Source organism: Oceanicola sp. S124, assembly GCF_000220565.1.
Lineage (GTDB): Bacteria > Pseudomonadota > Alphaproteobacteria > Rhodobacterales > Rhodobacteraceae > Pseudooceanicola.
This window is the reverse complement of sequence record NZ_AFPM01000237.1, coordinates 1-22,733: the sequence shown is the minus strand read 5'-3', so window position 1 is coordinate 22,733 and position 22,733 is coordinate 1. Positions and strand designations below refer to the sequence as shown.

16 protein-coding genes are annotated in these 22,733 nt (G+C 67.8%); 8 read left to right on the top strand and 8 right to left on the bottom strand.

What is annotated here, in order from left to right; all coding sequences use genetic code 11:
- The 6 genes from OS124_RS24995 to OS124_RS0116520 form a co-directional block, all read right to left on the bottom strand.
- A partial coding sequence (locus OS124_RS24995; RefSeq protein WP_010140920.1) for a calcium-binding protein occupies window positions 1-6,260 on the bottom strand: 6,260 nt, incomplete at its 3' end.
- 191 nt (window positions 6,261-6,451) lie between these two features.
- Window positions 6,452-7,231 (bottom strand): SapC family protein, encoded by a 780-nt coding sequence (locus tag OS124_RS0116540; RefSeq protein ID WP_010140918.1) that lies wholly within the window; start codon window positions 7,229-7,231, stop codon window positions 6,452-6,454.
- A gap of 89 nt (window positions 7,232-7,320) precedes the next feature.
- Window positions 7,321-8,703: a TolC family protein gene (locus OS124_RS0116535; protein WP_083834659.1), complete on the bottom strand. Its 1,383-nt coding sequence runs from the start codon at window positions 8,701-8,703 to the stop codon at window positions 7,321-7,323.
- A gap of 461 nt (window positions 8,704-9,164) precedes the next feature.
- Window positions 9,165-10,466, bottom strand: coding sequence for an NAD(P)/FAD-dependent oxidoreductase (locus OS124_RS0116530; RefSeq protein WP_029375511.1), 1,302 nt, complete (start codon window positions 10,464-10,466; stop codon window positions 9,165-9,167).
- A gap of 296 nt (window positions 10,467-10,762) precedes the next feature.
- Window positions 10,763-11,506, bottom strand: coding sequence for a sulfite exporter TauE/SafE family protein (locus OS124_RS0116525; protein WP_010140915.1), 744 nt, complete (start codon window positions 11,504-11,506; stop codon window positions 10,763-10,765).
- Window positions 11,507-11,907: 401 nt separating this feature from the next.
- Entirely contained in the window at window positions 11,908-12,450 is a 543-nt protein-coding gene (locus tag OS124_RS0116520) for a winged helix-turn-helix transcriptional regulator (protein ID WP_010140914.1), read from the bottom strand.
- A 40-nt stretch (window positions 12,451-12,490) separates the two neighbouring features.
- On the opposite strand from OS124_RS0116520, the gene OS124_RS0116515 reads away from it, so the two are divergent.
- Window positions 12,491-12,871: a VOC family protein gene (locus tag OS124_RS0116515; protein WP_010140913.1), complete on the top strand. Its 381-nt coding sequence runs from the start codon at window positions 12,491-12,493 to the stop codon at window positions 12,869-12,871.
- A gap of 137 nt (window positions 12,872-13,008) precedes the next feature.
- Here the strand turns inward: OS124_RS0116515 and OS124_RS0116510 are convergent, their stop codons facing one another.
- Complete coding sequence (locus OS124_RS0116510; protein ID WP_138919573.1) at window positions 13,009-13,596, bottom strand: hypothetical protein; 588 nt, start codon at window positions 13,594-13,596, stop codon at window positions 13,009-13,011.
- Window positions 13,597-14,448: 852 nt separating this feature from the next.
- Window positions 14,449-15,447: a LacI family DNA-binding transcriptional regulator gene (locus OS124_RS0116500; RefSeq protein ID WP_010140910.1), complete on the bottom strand. Its 999-nt coding sequence runs from the start codon at window positions 15,445-15,447 to the stop codon at window positions 14,449-14,451.
- Between the two features lie 123 nt (window positions 15,448-15,570).
- Between OS124_RS0116500 and OS124_RS0116495 the strand changes: the two genes are divergently transcribed.
- From OS124_RS0116495 to OS124_RS26170, 7 genes are all read left to right on the top strand, one after another.
- A complete protein-coding gene (locus OS124_RS0116495; protein ID WP_010140909.1) occupies window positions 15,571-16,656 on the top strand; it encodes a sugar phosphate isomerase/epimerase family protein in 1,086 nt (361 codons plus the stop codon).
- Window positions 16,653-17,792, top strand: coding sequence for a Gfo/Idh/MocA family protein (locus OS124_RS0116490; RefSeq protein WP_010140908.1), 1,140 nt, complete (start codon window positions 16,653-16,655; stop codon window positions 17,790-17,792). The genes OS124_RS0116495 and OS124_RS0116490 overlap by 4 nt, the downstream gene beginning before the upstream one ends.
- Entirely contained in the window at window positions 17,785-19,287 is a 1,503-nt protein-coding gene (locus OS124_RS0116485) for a sugar ABC transporter ATP-binding protein (protein ID WP_010140907.1), read from the top strand. The genes OS124_RS0116490 and OS124_RS0116485 overlap by 8 nt, the downstream gene beginning before the upstream one ends.
- Before the next feature lie 2 nt (window positions 19,288-19,289).
- Window positions 19,290-20,288, top strand: coding sequence for an ABC transporter permease (locus tag OS124_RS0116480; RefSeq protein ID WP_050900911.1), 999 nt, complete (start codon window positions 19,290-19,292; stop codon window positions 20,286-20,288).
- Window positions 20,289-20,331: 43 nt separating this feature from the next.
- Entirely contained in the window at window positions 20,332-21,267 is a 936-nt protein-coding gene (locus OS124_RS0116475) for an ABC transporter substrate-binding protein (RefSeq protein WP_010140905.1), read from the top strand.
- 187 nt (window positions 21,268-21,454) lie between these two features.
- A complete protein-coding gene (locus OS124_RS0116470; protein ID WP_010140904.1) occupies window positions 21,455-22,480 on the top strand; it encodes a hypothetical protein in 1,026 nt (341 codons plus the stop codon).
- A 14-nt stretch (window positions 22,481-22,494) separates the two neighbouring features.
- On the top strand, window positions 22,495-22,733 hold a 239-nt coding region (locus OS124_RS26170), incomplete at its 3' end, for an acyl carrier protein (protein WP_010140903.1).

The following is a 22,733-nucleotide window of genomic DNA, read 5'->3' as shown; positions in this document are numbered from 1 at the left end:
GGCGTTTCAGGGTCCGACAGCATGCCGCCCAGCCACTTCGAGAAGGCATTGGGGTTGCCCGACAGCAGCCAGGCCGCCGTCTTGGCGGTGGCGACCGAGGTGATCGCGCTGGCCGGGCTGAGACCCTTCAGGAAATCGTCCACCACGTTGCCGCCGCCGACCGAACCGACCGAGGCCGAGGTCATGACGCCCGGGCTGGCGCCGAAGGGCACGATATAGCCCAGCTTCTTGGACACGGCGCCAAGGCTGTTCTGCGCCTGGACGATCAGGTTGCCATCCACCGTCAGGTCATCCGAGGTGACCCGCGAGGTGGTGGTATTGGTTCCGACCTGCACCCCGATGGCCAGGGCAAAGAGCCCGTCATTGCCGGTCGAGGCACCGGCGGTGACCAGCATCCGCTCGACCGTGTTGGCCTCGGCGCGCAGGTCGCCGCGGATATGGCTGCCCGAGGCGGCATCGACGAGGACGTTGTTCTCGATCAGCGCGATGGAGACCGCGAAGCCGAGGCCCACGCCGCCCAGCCCGCCCGACTCGGCGATCACGTCATTGGTCACATCCACCGAAGAGCGGATGTCGAGATCGCCCGTCAGGTCCAGTTCGCCCTTGATCTGCACGTCATGGTAGACCTCGGACAGCCCGAAGGAGAGCGCGGCGAGGATGGCGACCGGCGTGGACTTGGTGACCTCTTCGGTCGCCACGCGGATCACCAGGTTGCCGTCGTCGCCGGTGCCGGTGGTGCGGAAGACCGTGTGCTCGGAGGCATTGAGGGTGATCGAGGAATAGGTCTTGGAGTTCGCCGAGATCAGCGACATGTCTTCCAGCGCGTCGATCAGGCTCTGGCCCACGCCCTCGGCGAAATCGCCGAGCTTGTCCCAGAGGCTGCCCTCGTCGGCCGGGTCGCCGGTCGAGATGTTCTTGGCCGGCAGCTTGCCGGCGCGCAGGTCGATGCGGATGTTCTGCGCCGTGATCACCGTGTCGCCATCGTCCGCGCCGGTGACATTGTCACCCTTGCCGAACTGGTAGTTGATGGAGTTCTCGGAGGGCTGCCAGAAGCCGGTGGTCCAGCGGCGATCCTCGGCGCGCCCGACGAAGATCAGGTCTCCGGTCGAGCTGATGGTGGTGTCGCGCAGCTGGGTGAAGCTGAGCGTCTCGAAAACCAGCCGGCTGTCGCTGTCGCCGGTTTGCACGACATCGGCGGCGATGATGATGCTGCCCGCGGAAAGGGTCAGCTTGCCGGCGCCGAAGCTGATGTTGCTCTCGACCGTGATGTCGTAGCTGCCGGTGCTTTCGTAGCGGGTCAGCCAGCTTTGTTCCAGCTTGGCCGGGGCCGCGCCGATCACCGCGTCGAAGGCGGTGACACCGCTGCCATTGGCCGAATAGCTGACCGAGTCCATGATGTCGGACGGAACAGTGCCGGTGAAGTCGACGTAGATCAGGTCCGACGTATTGGCCGCATTCGTCACCGACTTGTTCGAGTTGACCGCCAGCGTGGCGCCATCGGCCTGGCCTTCGAGGATCAGCGTGTCGGTGCCCTGGCTCTTCTTCACCGTGTCCGCGCCGCCGCCCGAGCGGTAGATCAGATCGCCCGAGAAGCCCTGCGCGTCGATGGCCTGGTCGGCGCTGGTGCCGCGCAGCTCGAGGATTTCGACGTTGGAGGCGGTCAGGACGGTGCTTGCGCCGCCGTCCTTGACGGTGAAGGCGGCGCTGTCGCCCTCCACCGTCAGGCCGGAGGCCCAGCCCTGCCGGGTCAGGATCAACTGGTCGCGCCCTGCCCCGCCGTCGACGGTGTCACCCTCGGCCGTGGTCTCGCCGGCGATGATCAGGTCGTTGCCGGCAGAGCCGGTGATGTCGTCCGCCCCCGCAAGGCCCTGGATCAGCACCTTGGCGCCCCCCGCCAGCGCGGCGGTCACCGTCTCGCCCGAGAAGGCGATATCGGAAAGGCCGAGCGCCTCGAGCATGCTGTCGTCGACCCAGACCGTATCGGTGCCGCTGGCGCTGTCGGTGCTGTCGTTGGAGGTTACCTCGACCCCCTCGAAGCTGAGCGTGCCGGTGCCCTTGGACGAGGTGATGACCAGCGCGCCATCGGTGATCGAGGCGGTGATGCCGTCAAGCGCGTTGAAGGCATCCAGCACGTCCTGCATGGTCGTTTCCGACCCGTCCAGATCAAGGTAGGCAATGGTGCCGTCGGGGTGGATGATCTTCAGGTCGTAATAGGTTTCGCCGGTGTCGACGGTGTGTTCGACCCCGCTATCATCCTCGTAAGTGATTGTCGCATCGTCGGAATAACGGATCGGCAGGCCGAAGCCGCCGTTCAGGTCGGCCAGCAGGGTCGCGGCGGTCAGCGCCGCCCCACCGAGGCGCGAGGCATCCAGCGTGTCGGCCCCCGAGGTGCCGATCAGCACGAAGTCCTCGAAGTCCTGATGCGCGACCTTCTGGCTGCTCTGCGCCGAATTGGCATTGAAGGACAGCCAGTCGTCGTCCAGCGTCTGGTTGCTCTGCCCGAGGCCGATGATGCGGTCGAAGCCCGCCCCGCCCTTCAGCACCACGTTGGTGGCGTCGTACTCCCCCGCCGCCTTGACCGTCAGGATATCGTCGCCCGAACCGAGGTCGACCGAATGGTCCGCCCCCACGGTCACGTCGTCGTTCAGGCTGGAGCCGGTCAGCATGACGCTGCCCGAGAAGCCCGAGACATCCGCATAGCCCGCCACAGAGGTATCGAAGGCGAACTCGGCCCGCTCGATATTGGCCACGGTTTCCGGGCTGCCCTCGCGGGTGCCGGCGGTGATGTCGCTGCCGGTGGTCTCGGCGGTGAAGGCGGTGGCGCTGCCCGCGTCCGGCGTCGCCTCGCCCGCCGCCTTCAGCAACAGGCCCAGGTTGCGGCCCTGGTAGGAATAGGTGAAGGCCATCGCCACGGCCTCGATCGCGCTGGTGGTGGCGTTGCGCGTGATGGTGATCTCGACGCTTTCGGGATCGAACTGCTGGAAGCCGCGCAGGGCCTGGATGACATCGGCGTCGGTGGCCTGGAAGGACAGCTTGCCGCTGGTCAGCTCGGTGCCGTCGGCCAGCACAAGGGTCAGGCGGAAGAAATCGTCAGTCGCCGTGCTCTCGGGCAGGTCGAGGCTGAGCGCATAGTCGGTGTCGCCGGTCCGGTCGTGGATCAGCGCGCTGTCGGTCAGGATGTACTGGCGCAGCCCGTGCTCGACCAGCAGGTCATCGCCCGCGCCGCCGTCGAAGCTGTCGCCACCTGCGCCGCCAGACAGCGTGTCGTCCTGGCTGCCGCCCTTCAGCACGTCATCGCCGTCATTGCCCAGAAGCGAGACGGCGGCAAGGGTCAGGCCGGAGGCATCGAAAGTGTTGTCGCTCTCGTCGCCCGAAAGGGTCAGCTGGTCGAAGGTGCCCGAAAGCGTGTCGGTATCGCCGGTGTTCTTGGTGACATGGATGTCGGCGGAGGCATCGACCACGGTCCAGTTGCCGGCCACGTCGATGGCGTAATAGCGGTCTGTGCCGCCGGTGCCGGTGATCGCATCCGCGCCCAGCGAGGACTGGAAGCTGTCGTCCCCGGCCGAGCCGATCAGGCTGTCCGCCCCGTCGCCGCCGCGCAGGGCGACACTGCCCAGGGTGAAGGCGCTGGCATCCAGGGTGATGCCGGTCGCAAGCCCGTCCTTGGCCAGCAACACCACGTCGCTGATGCCGGTGTAGCTGGCCGCCAGGTCCCCGGCGGCGCTGACCAGGTGGAAGCCGTCATCCAGCACGAAGATGTCCTGGTTCGCGTAGCCATAGCCCAGCGTGTCGGTGCCTGCCCCGCCCTCGATGGTCGGGGTGACCGAGGTGAAGTCGATGTCGCCGATGGCCAGCAGGTCATCGCCGGACAGGCCCCGGATGACCTCTGTCACCTCGCCGCCGGTCAGGGCGTCGTTCTTGGACGAGCCGATCAGCACATGGACCGCGCCACTGAACTGCTGGAAGCCCGCCACGGCGCCTTCCATCAGGTCGGTGATCACGTCGCCGGTGTATTCGCCGTATTCGTTGCCGTCGCCCGCATAGGTCAGCGTCAGCCGCGAGCTGCCCGCGTTCGAACCGCGCTGGATGTTGCTGTAACCCAGCGTCAGCGCGCCCGAAACGACGACCGCACCGGCGTAGACATCGGTGACATACCAGGTCAGCGCCGGAGAGATGTTGAACTCGATGGTGTCGGGATCATCGCTGCTGCCCTGCCCCTCGAAGTTCTCGACATTGGCGAAGGTGGCATTGGTGCCCTGGGTGCCGCCTGCCTTCAACTCAAGCGAGAAGGTGCCGTCGGCGCCTTCGCCGTCAACATTGGAAATCAGGAAATGGCTGCCCAGCGGGTCGGTGGTCTGGATGTCGGCGGTGTCAGGGTCGAGGTCGTCGGGCACAGCCTCGCCCTCGGCGAAGTCGCTTTCGGCCACCGTGTAGACGTCGGACTGGGCGCTGGTGTCGCCCTTCAGCGTGTCCTCGCCCGCGCCCGCGTCGATATAGGCGGCGACCGAGAAACGGGTCAGGGTGATGGTGTCCGCCCCCGCGCCGGTCTGGATCGAGACCGTGTCCGACGCGGCAATGATCTGGTCATCGCCATCGCCGGTGATCACCGCGTTGAAGCCGACATGCCGGTCGACCCCGGTGCCCGTGCCCTCGGAGAAATCGACCGAGATATTGCTGCTCCAGGCCGAGTAGTCCAGCGTCGAGGTGCCGGTGGCGCGGCTCTCCAGCTCTTCCACGCCGCGCGCCGAAAGGGCCGCCCCGGCGCCGACATAGGTGATCGTCAGTTCCGGCTTGTCGGTGTCATCGCCCGAGAAGGCCGCCTTCACGTCGCCCGCGAAATCGAGGATCAGCCGGTCCGCCGCATCGCCCCCGGTCAGGTCGTCGGCGCCCCAGACGGTCGAGCTGGTGCCCAGGCTGACCCAGTCCAGCGCGGTGTCGGCGCTGGCGGGATCCTCGGGCAGCGCGAAATACGAGACTCCCAGCGTCGCCTCGGGCCGGGTGCCGGAGGTGATCGACTGCAGCGTCCATTGCAACAGGTCATCGGTGCCGGTTACGGAATCCTCGCCCTCGCCGAGGTTGAACGAGACGCCCTGCCCCAGACGCACGGAATCCGCGCCGCCGGTGCCGGTGAAGCCGGTGACGCCGCGGATATCCAGCATGAAGCGCACCGCGTCGCGGTCGGTGTCGTCGGCATCATAGAGGCTGAGTTGCCCCCCCTCGGCGCTGAAATCCGCGCCCGCCTCGCCGCTCGAGCGGCTCTCGAAGGCCAGGTTCAGGTGGCTGTCATCGCCCTTGAAGGCATCGACGCCCGAAATCGACAGGCTGGTGGCCCGCGAGGCCGTGCTGTCGGAGGTGGCGCTGGCGGCAGTGCCGGAAGAGAAGCGCTCGAACAGGGTGCCCGAGGTGTCCCAGGTGATCTTCCATTCCGAGCCGCCGCCGATGTCGTCGACCAGCACGTCGCGGTTGGCCTCGAAGCTGAAGCTCTCGACCCCGGCGAAGGTCATCGCGTAGTCGCGGGCGCCATCGTCGTAGGTTTCCTTGGTGTCGATCGAGGTGTCGTTGGCGTCCGGGTCGTCGAGGTCACCCGTGGCGGCCATGACCGACAACTGCCCCGAGGCGGTCGAGCCGCTGAGCGCGTTCAGGGTCCAGATCACCCCCTCGGGCGACGCCGGGCCTGTCAGCGTGTCGACGCCCGCGCCCAGGTCGATGTCGAAGCTCAGCGCGCCTGCCAGCGACAGGACGGATTCGTCGATCACAAGGTGGTCGGTGCCGGCCGAGGCGGTGATGTCGATCTCGGTGATCAGGCTCTGGGTGGCGGCATCCCAGTCGCCGACCACGACGCGGTTCTCGCCGTCGATCTCGACGATGCGGCGCTCGGCAATGACCGTGGCCGAGGTGTCATCCGCGTTGATCCCCTGGACCAGCTGCACCCGCAGTTCCTTGCGGTTGTCGGGGTCGTCCTCGGTGCCGGCGTTGTAGCTGACTTCCGAAACCCGCAGCGTGGCATCCCCGGCCACGGCGAAGGCGGCGTTGATCGGATCGGCCGACAGCAGCAGGCGCGGTTCCAGCGTGTCGATGGCGCTGCGGCGGCGGGGCAGACGCGCACGCGGCTTGCGGCGGAACATGCCGCGGGTGAACCCGTCGAGGAAATCCGAAAGCGTCGGCTGAGTGGCGGGGGCGGAGCCGGGGCGAAGCACCGGAAGCAGATCGTCCACCGGCGTGGCGTTCTGTCGATCCGTCCTGTCGAAGATCTTGCTCATCTTCTTCTCCCCCGAAACCATTCTGGCCCGGCGCCGCAGCAGCGCGCGGGTAAAATGCAAACCCCGGCGCCTTCATACGCCGAGAGCCGGGCCCGTAGGCCCGGCCTGTTCCTGATCGCACCGCCGGGACGGATCCCTCGAGTGCGCTTCGGCAAGACCCGGCCCTTCCCCAAGAGCCGGGCTGCCGGACGTCAGATCTCGGCCGGCTCGGCCTCTTCCGCCTCGGCGGGCGAGGCGGTCGGCGCGGGCTTGCCGCCCAGGGCCTGGCCAATCAGGCGCTCGGCGTTGTGCATCGAGAGCATGTGCAGCTGGATCAGGTCCAGGTCGCCCGAGCGGAACAGCTGGGCGATCTTGTCGTCGGGCAGCGCGCGCAGCTTCTCGTTCGAGACACGCCAGAAGCCGGTGATGCCGCCGGTCTTGCCATCGCCCAGGCGATAGTCGATGCGGGCCTCTTCCAGCAGGTCCAGCTCGGCCAGGCGATCGCAGAAGGCCTGGGTGCGGTTGAAGGTGGCCTGGTATTCCTCGATGAAGCGCAGCACGGTCGACAGGTAGGTGGTTTCCTTGCCGTCCGCATCGAACAGCCGCTCGCCGCGGTTTTCGGTGTTCAGCCCCTCGAAGCTTTCGTCGACGCAGAGCGTCAGCTTGTCGTTGCCCTGCTGGGCCGAGAAGACGAAGGGATAGCGGCGTAGGAAGGCCGGCACGTAGCGCCCGGTCCAGGCGCCCTCGTCGTTGACCAGCGCGCAGCGGCCCTCTTCCACCCCGATCAGCGCCAGCGAGACCGGTCCGGTCTCGGTCTTGGCGAAGACGATGGGGGCTTCCAGCGCGACCTTGGCGAATTCCACGTCGACGATCGGGACCGAATTCAGCCCCTGCGCGAAGGCAAAGGAAGTGGTCCGGCGCACCGAGAGATCCCGGTGGGTCTGCCGGTTCACCGGGACCACCTTGTCGTAGATCAGCAGCTGCTTGGTCATCTGCGTATTTGTCCTTTCATGCGGACCCGCCCTTCGGCGAAGCCCCGAATTCCTGCCCCGCCCGGCCCTCTGGGCGGCGGGAAACTGCGTCACGCCCCGGCGAAATCCTGCGAGAGGGTGTCGAGATCCAGCGCCCCGAACAGCGCGTAAAGCTCGGCCTGCAGCTGGATGGCCCGCAGCCGGGCCAGTTGCGAACGCAACGTCATCGTATCGCGCCTGAGGCGAGATTCCAGCAAAACTTCGCTTGTCTGGCGTCCCGCGTCCACCTGTTCCAAAGCCGCATTGTAGCGCTCTGCGGCCACGCGGCGGTCATTGGCGGTGGCCTGCACCGCCTCCAGCGCCCGCTGCAGCGCCGAGGTCAGCGACTGGTAGCGGCGCTCGGCCAGTTGCTGTGCCTGCTGCAGGCGCAGCTCGGCCATCTTCACCCGTGTCTCGGACTCGCGCTTCTGCGAGCGGCGCACCCCGCCCTCGTAGACGGACCAGCCCAGCTCCAGCCCCAGCTCGGTCGAGGTCACGGTGGACCCGCCCCCGAAGAGAGAGCCCTCGGTCTTCTCGTATTCGCTTTCCAGGGTCAGGTTGGCGGTCGGACGGAAGGCGGCGCGCACCCGGTCAAGCTGGCGCTGCGCCACGACCAGGCTGGCCTGGGCCACCTGCACGTCAGGGTTCATCTGCGCCAGCCGGTCGGGGCTGAAGGTGTCCTGGAAGCTGCGGAACTGCGCCACCCCGGCATTGGCGTTGAAACGCACCCCCTCGACCTCGGGGCCGGTGAAACGGTGCAGCCCGAAGAGCGCTTCCGACATGCCCATCTCGGCCTCGGCGCGGTCGGCGCGGGCGGCGAAGACATCGCCGTGGGCGCGGTACTGGCGGTCGGCATCCGCGCGGCCGCCATCGACCAGCAGGCCGATGTCGCGTTCCAGCTGGGTGCGGGCGCGCAGGATCGCCTCGCTCTCGTCGACCTGAAGCTGGGCCGAGGCGACCCGCAGGAAAGCGGCGACGAAATTGCGCGACAGCTCGTTCTGGGCGGCGACGGCCTGGGCCCGGACCAGCTCTTCCTCGGCGCGGGCCAGCGGCAGGGCCTTGAAGCGCACCGCGTCGTAGATCGGCTGGGTGATCGCCAGGGCCACGTTCATCGTCGGATAGGTCGAGCTGCCCTCCTGGAAGGTCGTGTTGTCCTGGTTCACGATCTCCTGCTGGGTCTGCACGTAGCTCAGCGACAGGCGCACCCGCGGGCGACGTTCGCCCTTGGCCTGCATCACCACCTCCTGGGCCACCTGCTGTTCCAGCTCGATCATCTGCAGGTCCAGCTCGCTGGTCTGCATCAGCCGCGCGGCCTCGGAAAGGGTAACCTGGCTCTGCGCCGACACGGCAGAGCCAAACCCGATGCCGGCCACGAGGGCCAGCGTGGCGAGCCCTGCGGGCCCGGTTCTGCGCAGCTTGCCGGGACGCCTCCACGGCGCGACACATATGGTCATCGTCGTTCCTCTCGTTCCTGCGTCTTGGCCCCCGGGCTGGCCGTCCCGCGCCCTGCGGGACCGCGACCAGCGGGGACCGTCCCCCTGGAATTGCCTCCAGATCACGCAGCTTCAGGACCGTATGGCAAGCCTTCTGATGGTCGTGAGGGCCCTGCGTTGCAGCTTTCCGACAGGCCGGGACGCGATCACGAGGGGTGATTCTGGCGAGCTGAAACAGGCTTTCAGCGCCCCAGCTCAACCAAGACGGGAAAAACCGGCACCTTTCTAAAGCCTTATGACTTGCCCTGCGCGCACAGGCGATCCACCGGCCACGGGCCCGCCCCGGACGCGCAGGCAACATCAATCTCGGGCACCAAGACCATAGGAAACAAAATAATTCGCGCGCTCCGATACAGCCGCCACAGCCCTGGCAAGCCCTGTCGCCTGTCAGCCTGTCATATCCCGAATCACCCTGCGGAGGGTCAGAGACGGTCTCTCAGCGCGTACCAGAGCATCGCGGCGACCAGCAGCGGGCTGCGCAGCAGGGGGCCTCCGGGGAAAGGCCCAGTCGGCAGTTTCGCCATCAGGTCGAAGCGCCCGGCCTGCCCCGCCACCGCCTCGGCCATCAGCTTGCCGGCCAGGCTGCCCATGGCCACGCCATGCCCCGAGAACCCCGAGGCCGACAGCACATTCCCCGCCAGGCGCTCGACATGGGGCAGGCGCGACATGGTGATGCCCAGGGTGCCGCCCCAGGCATGGTCGATGCGGGCGTCCTTCAGCTGCGGGAAGACCTCCAGCATCGGGCCGCGCACCTTCGCGGCAAGATCGCTCGGGAACCGGTAGCCATAGCTCTCGCCGCCGCCGAAGATCATCCGGTGATCGCGGCTGAGGCGGTAGTAGTTGATCACGAAGCGGCTGTCCCCGACGGCGTAGTCATTGGCGATCAGGCTGCGGGCACGCGCCTCGCCCAGGGGTTCGGTGACCGCGATGAAGTTGTTGATCGGCATGACCCGGCGCGCCAGCTGCGGCGCCAGGTTGTTGTGGTAGCCGTTCAGCCCCAGCACCAGGTGGTCCGCCGTTACCACCGCGCGGTCGGTGCGGATGCGGACCGGATCGCCGGGGGTGAAATCCACCATCCGCGACATCTCGTGAATCCGCACCCCCTCGTCCCGGGCCAGCTTCGCCAGGGCGAAGACATAGCGCAGCGGGTGCAGGTGGAAGCCGCCAAGGTCCAGCGCCCCGGCATGATAGCCTGGCGAGCCGACCTCGGCCCGGATCTCGTCCCGGTCGAGAAACCGAATGTGATCATAGGCATAGGTCTGCTGCATATGGTCGACCCAGGCCCGGGTCTCGGGCACGAAACGGGCGCGGTGATCCGCATGCAGGATACCGGGCGTGATCTGGCAATCCTCGCCGCTCTGGCCGACCAGCTGACGGACGAGATCGACGGACTCGAGGCCGATCTGCCAGAGGCTGCGGGCGGTTTCCAGGCCGACCATCTGCTCCAGTTCGGGCTGTGCGACGCGCTGGCCGGTGCCGACCTGCCCCCCGTTGCGCCCCGAGGCGCCGAAGCCCAGGCGGCTGGCCTCTAGCAGCACGACGTCAAACCCTGACCGCCGCAGGTGCAGGGCCGCAGACAGGCCGGTGAAACCGCCCCCGACGACGCAGACATCGGCGCGGATCTCGCCCTCGGCCTCGGGGAAAGGGGCGGGCGCGCTGGCGGTGGCCGCGTAGTAGCTGTCGGGATAGACCCCGGGCCGGTCATTGATCGTCAGGATATCCATCATCCGCTCCTTGCGCCGCGCGGCTGCCGGCAGGCACCGGCGCGGCGGAGGATAGGCCAATGCCGAAGGGGGTCAACCGACTTTGATCAAATCCCGGCAGTCCGTCTGTGCGGTCACGGGCCGAAGGTGCGGGCAAGGTGTGGGCGGCGGCCTCCGGGCGCTCCCACGTTGGCAAACTTGTTCGGTTCCCGCAAGAAATCGACAAGCGATATCACTTTTCGCGTGATTTCCGCATGGATACCGCAAGAGGGAAGGTCTTGTTAACCTCGCCATGCCCGGTGGATGCGGTCGGGCGGTCAGCCGGCCAGCAGCATCTGACCGCCCCGGGCCAGCAGGATGATCGACAGCAGGAAGAGCAGCCCCTGGATGACCTTCAGGTACAGCGCTTCCGAAAGGCGGGCCGTCAGCGCCCGGCCAAGGAAGGTGCCCGCGATCCCGGCGGCGGCCAGCCCGGCGACCAGCCCCCAGTTCAGTCCCTCGAGCTGCCCAAGCGACCAGTAGGCCGGCAGCTTCACCAGGTTTCCGATGGCAAAGGCGATGGCTACGGTGCCGGCAAACTGAAGCTTCGGCAGCCGTTGCGGCAGCAGGTAGGCCTGCGAAGGCGGTGCGCCGGAATGGGTGATGAAGCTGGCGATTCCCGTCAGCGTTCCCCAGAAAAGACCAGGCAGGACGCGGGCCGGCACCGGCTCGGTCCGGCCCCGGGTCAGCCAGGACCGCAGGCAATGCCAGAGACCGATGGCGCCGGTGAAGATCAGCAGCACGGCCTCGGGCGTGTAGGGGGTTATCACGGTGGCGACGGCAATCCCCACCAGCATGGCAGGCACCAGGATCAACAGGTTCCGGCGCGAGAAATCCCGTCGGAACAGCCAGACGCCGACCACATCGGTGGCGATATAGACCGGTAGCAACAGGGCTGCGGCGCGGATCGGGTTCATGAAGAGCGCCAGCATCGGCACCGCGATTGCCGCGGCCGATGCCAGCCCCCCTTTCGAGGCCCCGACGACAAGGGCCGCGAGGATCAGCAGGATGGTATCTGTCATGGACCTTCCCCGGACAAGAGACGGGTCACCATAAGGGGCCGCGCGCGGAATGTCAGGCGCTCGAATTGCGTGCCCGCTGTTCTGGACCGCTTGCCATGTGTCGGCATAGCTACAGGCCGGGGGCAACAGGGCCCATGACGACAGGGCCCGGGACGACAGGGTTAGCGACGGCACCAGAAGCGGTTGTCGCAGGAGCACGGCGGCAGCAGGGTCGGCGGCAGCAGGGTCAGCACGATCACGGGTGGCAGCAGCAGTGTCCGCGGGCTTCAACGGTGAGAGCGACGCAGGGAAAGAGATGACGCCGGATGAGCGGCCCACAATTGCATGCGAGGCCCCCCCCTTCTGCTTCCCTGGGCCGGGCGGTCCCCTCACCCTCTGGTCGCGGGCCGCAAGGTCGCGCGTCAGGAGGCCAGGCGCAGCCCCGGCGCGCGGGCAATCCTCAGCCCCGCGTTCGCCGCCACATAGAGACTGCGCGGCGGATGGCTGTCGCTGTCCACGGCCCGGCAGAGCCAGTCACGGTCCTGCAGCTCCTTCAACGAGGCCGAAAGCGCGCGATCGGTGATCGGGGAGAGGACACGCTTGATCTCGGAAAACCGGCTGGGCTGCTGACAGGCGGTCAGGACCGGAACGGTCCAGCTGCGCCGCAACAGGGCGACCTCGGCCTGCTCGGGGCAAGCAGCAAGGATCCGCCCCGCCATCGCGGCCGCGCCCACCCCAGTCGCCGTCAGGCGGAACTCGGGGCGCAGGGGATGGCCATGCCCCGGATTGCGCTCGACCAGGCCCAGGTCGATGAGATGACCCATGCTCTGGGCGAAGGCGGTGCGGCTGGCCCCGGTCGCTGCCAGCAAGGGCGCCTGCCGTCCGGCAACGCCCACCCCCATCCGGTCGAGGATATCCAGCGACCAGGCACGGGAGGTGATCTTGACAAGCAGATTTTTGTCCATAAATTATAGTATATATATTTCATGACACGAGGAAACCCCGATGCCCGTCGTCAGCCTTGAAAATACGATTACCCTCGCCCTTTCCGTCCGCGACCGCCACGCCTGCGCCGACTGGTATCACAGGATGCTGGGTTTCCAGGTGCTCTATCATGCCGATGAGGCCGGCTGGAGCGAGCTGCAGACCCTGACCCCGGGAGTGACCCTCGGGCTGGGGGAACAGGCCGAACCCGCCCCCGGCAATACCGTGCCGGTGTTCGGCATCGCGGATATCGAAACGGGGCGCAGCGCCCTGGAGGCCGAAGGCGTGCATTTCGACGGACCGACCGAGACGATCCCCGGCATGGTCAGCACGGCGACCTTCTACGATCCCGATGGCAATGCGATGATGCTGGCCCAGGACCTGACGGGTCAGACAGCCTGACAGGTGCAGGCGACGCTGCCCGGGACTCTGGGCGTCGCAGGCCGATGCCGGGCACTGGCAGATGCCTCAAGCCGGGCCCTGACCGGCCCCCGCCCCGGAAGGGACAGGCGCGCCGCAGCCGCGACGCGCCCGCCGGATCACGCGACGAGAGAGTCGTTATAGGCCTGGGTCTGGCGCGACGCGGCGTTGAAGAACAGCTGCGTGGTATTGATGCCGCGCAATCCTCTGCCCGCCAGACCACGTCCCACCCCGCGCGACACCTCTGCGCGACGGGTATCGCCGAAGCAGATCTGCAGGCCGAAAGCGGCGTCCCAGCTGTCGCTGTCATGGACGTAGCCGGCGTTGGCAAACAGCGACATGCTGGAGTTGCCCGCCAGGAAGCACTTGTCGACACCGCTCTGCGTGGTCCCGTCCGAGTCGGGCCGGAAGTCATGGGTCAGCGAGATGCTGAGGCTGTCGGTCGGCAGGCAGGTGGCAGAGAGCAGGCCGAAGGTGCCCTCGTTCCGCTCGTCCTGGCGGCCGATCATCCCGTAGAAGTTGGCGTTTTCACCATAGTAGCCGCCGGCCAGGGCGAGGTGCTGCTGCTCGATGCCGCCCGCCGCATCCGACTGGAAGGCATCGGCGACACGGCCGACGTCGTAGTCAGCGCCCCGCGGGCGTGGCGATCCCGGCCGCGTCGAGCCGGGCCTTGGTACGGGACTTGCTGCCGGTGATCCCCGTTGCACGGGTATTCACATGGACCGCCCCCGTCCGGCGTCAGGATGCGCCGCGCCCCGTGCGACGCCGAGTAGCGATGGCCGCTCAGGTCGAAGACGATCTGCCGCCGGGGCTCGCCCCTCCGGTCGCCCATCACCTCGACCTGCCGATAGGGCACCCCCGCGCGTGCGAGGTCGAAGGCCATGGAGCGCAGGGAAGGATCAGCCTGGTCCATCAGCGAGAGCGCATGCCCCGCCCAGGGATCAAGCTCCGCAATCTCGCGCCGGTCGAGCAGCGCCAGCAAGGGCGCGGCGACCTCTGCCCCGGGCCCTTCATCGGGGCTGACGAAAGGCTCAAGCGCCGGGGCGGCCGAAATGTCGCGCACGAGCACCCCCGGCCCGTCTGCAAGGCCCTGCCCCTGCGGCAGCAGGATCTCGACCGTGGCCAGGTGCAGGCCCGGAACCGCCCGCACGGCGCGACAGGCCGGCCCTGCCAGTGGGGCACATCCGCCTGGGCAAGGCAGGCCATGAGCGCCCCGCGACTGTCGCAAATCTGCTCGGAAAGCTGGTTGACGGAACGCCCGGGCCGCTCGGGGCGCATCACCTGCGCCACCGCCAGCAGCCCGCGACGATACTGGAAGCGACCCGAAGGATGGTCCACTTCGAGCCGGGGCAGACGCCCGTCGCGGCCATCGCGCAACATGACCTGTCGCAGCGGATACCCGCATGCCCCGGCCACCAGCTGAACCTGTGCGACGAAACGCTCCGAACTCATGCCGATCCCCCCTCCGGCCCAGCCCGAAGCACCGGCGGCATCGGGTGTTTCTACCCGCTAGTAGATCAGTGGACCCTGTCGCGCGACCCGAGTGCCTTCGGCGCCCGTCAAACCGGCCGGGCGCTCTGGCGGATGCAAAGCTCGACCGGCAGCACGCGGGTTTCGGACGGGTCCCCGTCGCGCTGGCTCAGCAGCAGCCGCGCCGCCTCCTGTCCCAAGACCGCGCGGCGCTGGCGGACCGTGGTCAGGGGGACCGGCGCATAGGCCGCCATCTCGATATTGTCGAACCCGACGAGCGAGATGTCCCCAGGCACCGACAGCCCCGCCTCGGCCAGCCCCGCCATCAGGCCGATCGCCATCTCGTCGTTGTCGCAGAAGACCGCCGTCGGGCGCGCCGCGATCACCGCCGCCGCCGCCTCGCGCCCCGAGCGCAGGGTGAAGGCGCCCTCGATCACCGCCACCGGCTCAAGCCCTTCGCAGGACAGTGCCGCCGCCACCCCCTCGGCGCGCGAGACAGAAAGCGAGTTCTGCCGCGGCCCGGCCAGGTGCAGGATCCGCCGATGCCCGAGGGCCAGCAGATGCGCCACCGCCAGCCGCGCGCCCTCGGCATTGTCGGCCAGCACCCGGGCTCCGGGCACCCCCTCGTTCCATTCGCAGGCCTGCACCACCGGCGGACAGGCCGGGCTCTGGAACAGCGCCGGGTCCAGACTGCCATCCAGCACGATGATTCCATCCGCGTGGCTGCGATTGAGATAATTGCGCAACCCGTGGGTCGGAGAGCTCCGATCGACCTGCCGGGTATCCAGAACCAGCAGGTTCAGACCGGCGTCCCGCAGCACCTCGGAGATGCCCGCGAGGATCTCCGAGAAGAACGGATTGGCCAGGTTCGGCACCAGCGCCAGCACCGCGCCGACCTGGCTCTGCCGCAGGTTACGACCCAGCACGTTCAGCGTGTAACCCGTTTCCAGAACAGCCTTTTCCACCGCCTTGCGGCTCTTCTCCGAGACGATGTCGGGGTTGGAAAACACGCGACTGACCGTCGCGACAGAGACCCCCGCCCGCTTGGCAACGTCATGGATCTTCGGCGGACGGCTGGGGGAACTCAAGGACGGCCTCTCTGGTCGGGAAGATTTCACGCTAAGGGTCATTGAAACCGATTACAATATATGCCAGCGTAAATGTAACCGGTTACATTCGCAGTTTCAGGATGACCGGCCAAGGGAGGACCCATGAAGACTCTGAAAGGCCCGGGGCTGTTCCTGGCGCAATTCATCGGCGATGACGCGCCCTTCGACAGCTTCGCCGGGATCACCCGCTGGGCAGCCGATTGCGGCTACCTCGGCGTGCAGGTGCCCTCGGGCGAGGCGGCGATGCTGGACCTCGACCGTGCCGCCTCCTCCCGCGACTACTGCGACACCCTGCGCGGCACCGCCGCCGAAAGCGGCGTCGAGATCACCGAGCTTTCGGCCCATATCCAGGGCCAGCTGGTCGCCGTGCATCCCGCCTACGATCTGGCCTTCGACGGTTTCGCCCCCGAGGCGCTGCGCGGCAACCCCGCTGCCCGCCAGGCCTGGGCCGTGGATCAGGTGATGAAGACCATCGACGCCTCGGCCAACCTCGGGCTGGACCGCATGGCGGCCTTCTCGGGTGCGCTGGCCTGGCCCTACCTCTACCCCTGGCCGCAGCGCCCGGCGGGTCTTGTCGAAGTGGCCTTCGACGAGCTGGCGAAACGCTGGCGCCCGATCCTGGATCACGCCGCCGACAAGGGCGTGAGGATCTGCTTCGAGATCCATCCCGGCGAGGACCTGCACGACGGCGCCAGCTTCGAGATGTTCCTCGACCGCGTCGATCAGCACCCCGCCGCCATGATGCTCTATGATCCCAGCCACTTCCTGCTGCAGCAGCTGGACTACCTGGCCCATCTGGACATCTACGCCGAGCGCATCGGCATGTTCCACGTCAAGGACGCCGAGTTCCGCCCCACCGGGCGCCAGGGAGTCTACGGCGGCTTCCAGTCGTGGGTCGACCGGGCGGGCCGCTTCCGCAGCCCCGGCGACGGCCAGATCGACTTTGGCGCCATCTTCGCCAAGCTGACCGCAATGGATTTCGACGGCTGGGCGGTGGTCGAATGGGAATGCGCCCTGAAGCACCCCGAGGACGGCGCCCGCGAGGGAGCTGCCTTCACCCGCGATCACATCATCCGCGTCACCCCCCATGCCTTCGACGATTTCGCCTCGGCGGGGACCGATGACGCGGCCAACCTGAAGATGCTGGGCCTGAACGCGCCGGGCCCGAACATGCGGGAGCCGTCATGAGCCTGCACCACCCTCTGCGCCTCGGCATGGTCGGCGGCGGCAAGGGCGCGATGATCGGCGGCGTTCACCGCATCGCCGCGCGCCTCGACAATGCCTTTACGCTGGTCGCCGGGGCCCTGTCCTCGACGCCTGCGCGCAATGCCGAAAGCGCCGCCGAGGCCGGGATCGCGCCCGAGCGCACCTACGACGATTTCACCGAGATGGCCCGCGCCGAGGCCGCCCGCCCCGATGGCATCGAGGCGGTGGCGATCTGCACCCCGAACCACCTGCATTTCCCCGCCGCCAAGGCCTTCCTGCAGGCCGGGATCCACGTCATCTGCGACAAGCCGATGACCTCGACCCTGGCCGACGCGCGGGACCTGGCCCGGGTGGCCGAGGCGTCCGAGGCGCTCTTCGTGCTGACCCACAACTACTCGGCCTACCCGCAGCTGCGGCTGGCGCGCGAGATGGTGGCGCGGGGCGATCTGGGCAAGCTGCGGCTGGTGCAGGTCGAATATGCGCAGGACTGGCTGGCCGAACCTTCGGACAGCAAGCAGGCCGAATGGCGCGGCGATCCGGCCCGCGCCGGGGCCGGTGGTGCCATCGGCGACATCGGCACCCATGCCTTCCAGCTGGCACGTTTCGTCAGCGCCGAGCTGCCCTCGCACCTGCTGGCCGACCTGACCAGCTTCGTGCCCGGCCGTGCGGTGGATGACAACGCCCAGGTGCTGCTGCGCTATGCTTCGGGCGCAAAAGGATCGCTCTGGTGCAGCCAGGTGGCGCCGGGCACCGAGAACGGGCTGAAGCTGCGGATCTACGGCGAAAAGGCGGGGCTTGAATGGTCCCATGTCGAGCCCGAGACGCTGCTGTTCACCCCGCTTGGCGAGCCGCGCCGGACCCTGCGCCGGGGCGCGACCTCCATGGCCGGCAGCCGCGTGCCGCCGGGCCATCCCGAAGGCTACCTGGAAGGCTTCGCCAATATCTACGCCGAAGCCGCTGCCGCCATCCGCGCCCATCAGCGCGGTGAAGAGGCCCCTACCCTGCTGCCCGGCATCCGCGACGGCATCGAGGGGCTCTGCTTCATCGAGGGCTGCATCCGCTCGGCCCGCGCCGGCAATACCTGGATCAACCTTGCGGAGGTGGCGCAGAATGGCTGACCCTATCCTATCGCTCTCATCCGTCTCGAAGTCCTTCGGGCCTATCGAGGTGCTGCACGGCGTCGACTTCGAGCTGCGCCCCGGCGAGATCCACGCCCTGATCGGCGAGAACGGCGCCGGCAAGTCGACGACGATGAAGATCCTCGGCGGGTATATCGACCAGACGGCGGGCGAGGTGCTCTGGCAGGGCCAGCCCCTGCGCTTTGCCCATTCCGACGAGGCCGAGGCGCGCGGGATCATCATGATCCACCAGGAATTCAACCTGGCCGAACACCTGGGCGTCGACCAGAACGTCTTCCTCGGGCGCGAGCTGAAGCGCGGCTGGCGGCTGGACCATGCCGCCATGCGCGCCCGCACCGCCGAGCTGCTGGCGCAGCTCGACTGCCCGGTCGATCCCTCGGCCCGGGTTTCGGATATCTCGGTGCCGTCCAAGCAGATGGTCGAGATCGCCAAGGCCCTGTCGCGGGATCTGAAGGTGCTGATCATGGACGAACCGACGGCCGTGCTGACCGAGCGCGACTGCGAAGTGCTGTTCCGCCAGGTCGAGCGGCTGCGCGACGAGGGGGTCGCGGTGCTCTACACCTCGCACAAGCTGTCCGAGGTGAAGCGCATCTGCGACCGTGTCACCGTGCTGCGGGATGGCGCCATGGTGCGCAGCAGCAAGGTCTCCGAGATTACCGAGGACGAGATGGCCGAGGCCATGGTGGGGCGCGAGCTGTCGGGTCTCTATCCGGCGAAGGCCCTACCCCGCGCCGAGGTGATGCTTGAGGTAGAGAACCTCTCTGTTCCCGGCATGGTGCAGGGCGCCTCGCTGAAGCTGCGGCGGGGCGAGGTGCTGGGCATCGGCGGGCTTGTCGGCTCGGGCCGCACCGAGCTGGCCGAGGCGATTGCCGGGCTGCGCGCCTGCAGCGGCACGGTGCGGCTCGAGGGCAAGGACCTGCCCGCCGCCGAGCCGCATGTGGCGATGACCCGTGGCCTGGCCTACCTGACCGAAGACCGCAAGGGCGCCGGGCTGCTGCTGGAAAAGACCCTGCGCGAGAACCTGACGCTGCCGCTGCTGGACCGCTTCGGCGGGCTGCTGATCGACCGCAAAGCGGAAGAGGCGGCGCTGGACAAGGCGATTGCCGATTTCGCCATCCGGGTGCCCGAGCGCAACATGGCCGTCGGCAACCTCTCGGGCGGCAACCAGCAAAAGCTGCTGCTGGCCAAGACGCTGCTGTCGGATCCGCAGGTGATCCTGATCGACGAGCCGACGCGCGGCATCGACATCGGCACCAAGCAACAGATCTACCGGCTGATCGCCGACCTGGCCGCCGAGGGGCGCGCCATCGTGGTGATCTCCTCCGAGATGCCCGAGCTGATCGGCCTGGCCAGCCGCGTGCTGGTCATGCACGCCGGCCGCGTGGTCGGAGAGCTGGCGCAAGACGAGATCAACGAGGGGGCCATCGTCCGCCTGGCGATGGGACTGAAGGACAGTGAGGGAGAGGCCGCGTGACCATGGCCCATGCAGAGACAAAGACCCGCCGCCGGGGCGGCAGCATCGACCTGAAGGTCATCGGCCCCATCGTCGCCCTGATCGTGCTGGTGCTGATCGGGGTGGCGCTGAACCCCAATTTCCTGAGCTACGCCAATATCACCAACGTGCTGGCGCGCTCGGCCTTCATCGGCATCATCGCCGTCGGCATGACCTTCGTCATCACGGCGGGCGGGCTGGACCTGTCGGTCGGCTCGATGGCGGCCTTCGTCGCCGGGCTGGCGATCCTGACCATGAACGTGCTGACCGACGTCTGGGGCGTCGGCCTGCCGGTGATCCTGGTCGGCGTGGCGCTGGCGCTGGTCGCGGGGCTGATCGCCGGGCTGATCAACGGCCTGCTGATCACCCGCGTCGGCATCGAGGCCTTCATCGTCACCCTGGGCACCATGGGCATCTACCGCTCGTTGATCACCTGGCTGGCGGATGGCGGCACGCTGTCCCTGGGCTTCGAGATGCGCGAGCTTTACCGCCCGGTCTACTATGGCGGCATCGCCGGGATCTCCTGGCCGATCATCGCCTTCGCGGTGATCGCCATCCTCGGCGAAGTGGTCATGCGCCACACCGCCTTCGGCCGCCACTGCGCCGCCATCGGCTCGAACGAGAAGGTTGCACGCTATTCGTCCATCGCCGTGCTGAAGGTGCGCCTGGCGACCTATGTGCTGCTTGGCCTGCTGGTCGGCTTCGCCGTGGTCATGTACGTGCCGCGCCTCGGCTCGGCCTCGGCCTCGACCGGCCTGCTGTGGGAGCTGGAGGCCATCGCCGCGGTGATCATCGGCGGCACGCTTCTCAAGGGCGGTTTCGGCCGGGTCTGGGGCACCGTCGTCGGCGTGCTGATCCTCAGCCTGATCGGCAACATCCTGAACCTCACGGACTTCGTCAGCCCCTACCTGAACGGAGCCATCCAGGGCGCGGTGATCATTCTCGCCGTCGTCCTGCAACGCAAGACCGGGACCGACCGCTGAGGCGGTTCCGGAAATCCACGTCATCTCATCGGGAGGATATCAGATGACCAAGCTCTTTATCGCAACCACCGCGCTTGCCACCGTGCTGACCGGTGCCGCCGCCGCCGAGACCATCGGCGTGTCGATCCCGGCAGCGACCCACGGCTGGGCCGGCGCCCTGAACTACCACGCAGAGCGCACCATCGCGCGGCTGGAAGAGGCCCATCCCGACCTGGATTTCGTCCTGGCCACCACCCCGGACAGCGCCACGCAGGTCTCTGACCTCGAAGACATGATGGCGACCCGCGGCATCGACGCCCTGGTCGTCCTGCCCTTCGAATCCGAGCCGCTGACCGGCCCGATCAAGCGCATCGCCGACTCTGGCACCTGGGTGACGGTGGTCGACCGCGGCCTGGCACAGGAAGGCATCCAGAACCTCTATGTCGCCGGCGACAACGCCTCCTTCGGCAGCACGGCGGGGGAATACTTCGCCGAGAACCTCGACGAGGGCGCCAAGGTCGTCGTCATGCGCGGCATCCCCTCGACCGTCGACAACGAGCGGGTCGCAGGCTTCGAAGGCGCCATCGAGGGTTCGGGCATCGAGGTGGTCGCCATGGACCACGGCAACTGGAACCGCGACACCGCCTTCACCCTGATGCAGGACTGGCTGTCGCGCTTCCCCGAGATCGACGCTGTCTGGGCCGCCGATGACGACATGGCCGTCGGCGCCCTGGCCGCCATCGAGCAGGCCGGCCGCATCGACGAGATGTTCGTGGTCGGCGGCGCCGGCATGAAGGAGATGGTGGCCCGCATCGCCGAGGGCGACGAGACCGTGCCGGTCAACGTCACCTACCCGCCGGCGATGATCTCGACCGCCATCGAGATGACCGTGCTGGGCCTGACCTCGGGCGCGCCGATGACCGGCGACTTCATCATCTCCTCCGAGCTGATCACCCAGGAGAACGCCGAGGACTTCTACTTCGAAGACAGCCCCTACTGAGGATATGGGATCGAGGCCGGCGGCCTCGCCCCCCGACCATCAGCCCCGCGGTGCCTGGCATCGCGGGGTTCTTTGCTGCCACTTCCCCAAAACATTCGGGGCCCCCGTACGGTCTCGCTTGGACAGGTCCGGAGCACCTGCTAAGCGGGACCTCGACGGTCCTGAACAACTCCGGGGGGAACAGATCATGGGCAGTTTCGACCTGTTGCACCGGCAGTCCGACCGGCGGGCGACCTATGCGACGTTGCAGGGCCTCACCTGGTCCGACGAGCTGTCCGCCTGGGTCTCGGCCGATCCCGAGGCGATCCGGGCCGCACTGCGGGCCCCCGAGATCGAGGTGATCGACTTCCGCTCGGTCTACGCCACGCTGAGCGAGCGCTTCTCCATCGACTTCCGGCCCACCGTGCAGGTGCTGGACCACGTGGCCCTCGGGCTGAACGGCCAGCCGCATCACGAGGTCCGGCGACGCCAGACCCTGTACCTGAAATCGGTCACCGAAGCGGCCCTTGCCGCCTATGGCGACAGCCTTGCGGCGCAGCTTGCGGCCCATGCGGACAGCGGCAGCTTCTGCCTGGCCCGTGACCTCGCCTTCCCGGCGGTCGACGCCATGTTCGGCGTGCTCAGCGGCTTCCGCCTGGACGACCGCGGCGGCACCTCCTTCTCGTCGATCTTCGACCGCCGGCTGGGGTTGAATCGTCGCAAGGCGATCAACGAGGGTATCGCGCGGCTGATTGCCGGCACCGAGGACCCCGTTGCCCTCGAGGGTGTACTGACCCGGATCTCTCTCAGCGTCGTCGGCGCGGATTCCCTCTATGGTTCGCTGACCCAGTCCTTGCGGCAGGTGCTGGACAGCCACCCGGGCCGCCCCCTCGCCCGGATCGACTGGCCCGCCGAGATCCCGGCAACCGCTGTGCCCTATGTCGATCGCATCGCCCGCCAGACAGTGACCATCGCAGGCACCCGGATCGCCGCGGGAGAGCGTGTCCGCCTCTATGTCGAGGCGCTGAAATCCGGCCCCGACGGCCCGTCGGCAGGGCTGTTCGGGATCGGCGCTCATGTCTGCCTGGGCAAGCACCTGTCGATAAAGGCCTGGCAGATGATGGTCGCGGCCCTGCGCAGCCACCCCGGCACCCTCACCGTGACCGAGCATCGTTTCCGCCCCAACGACTACCTTTTCAACGCCGACGACGCACTGATCGTCGCCGTCAGCTGACCAGGGAGAGCCCATTGACCGCCATAGAACCCGAGATCGCCGCGATGATCCTGCGCCACACCAGCGCCATTGCCATGCCCGAGACCGAGGACGATTTCGCCGCCTTCCGCGCCTTTCCGATCGCCGAAACCAGGATGGACAGTCTCGACAGCATGGAGCTGATCATGGAGATCGAGGATCGCTTTGCCATCTCGCTGGACGAGGACGCGGTGCTGGAATGCCGGACGCTTGGCGATCTGATCGCGCTGACCCG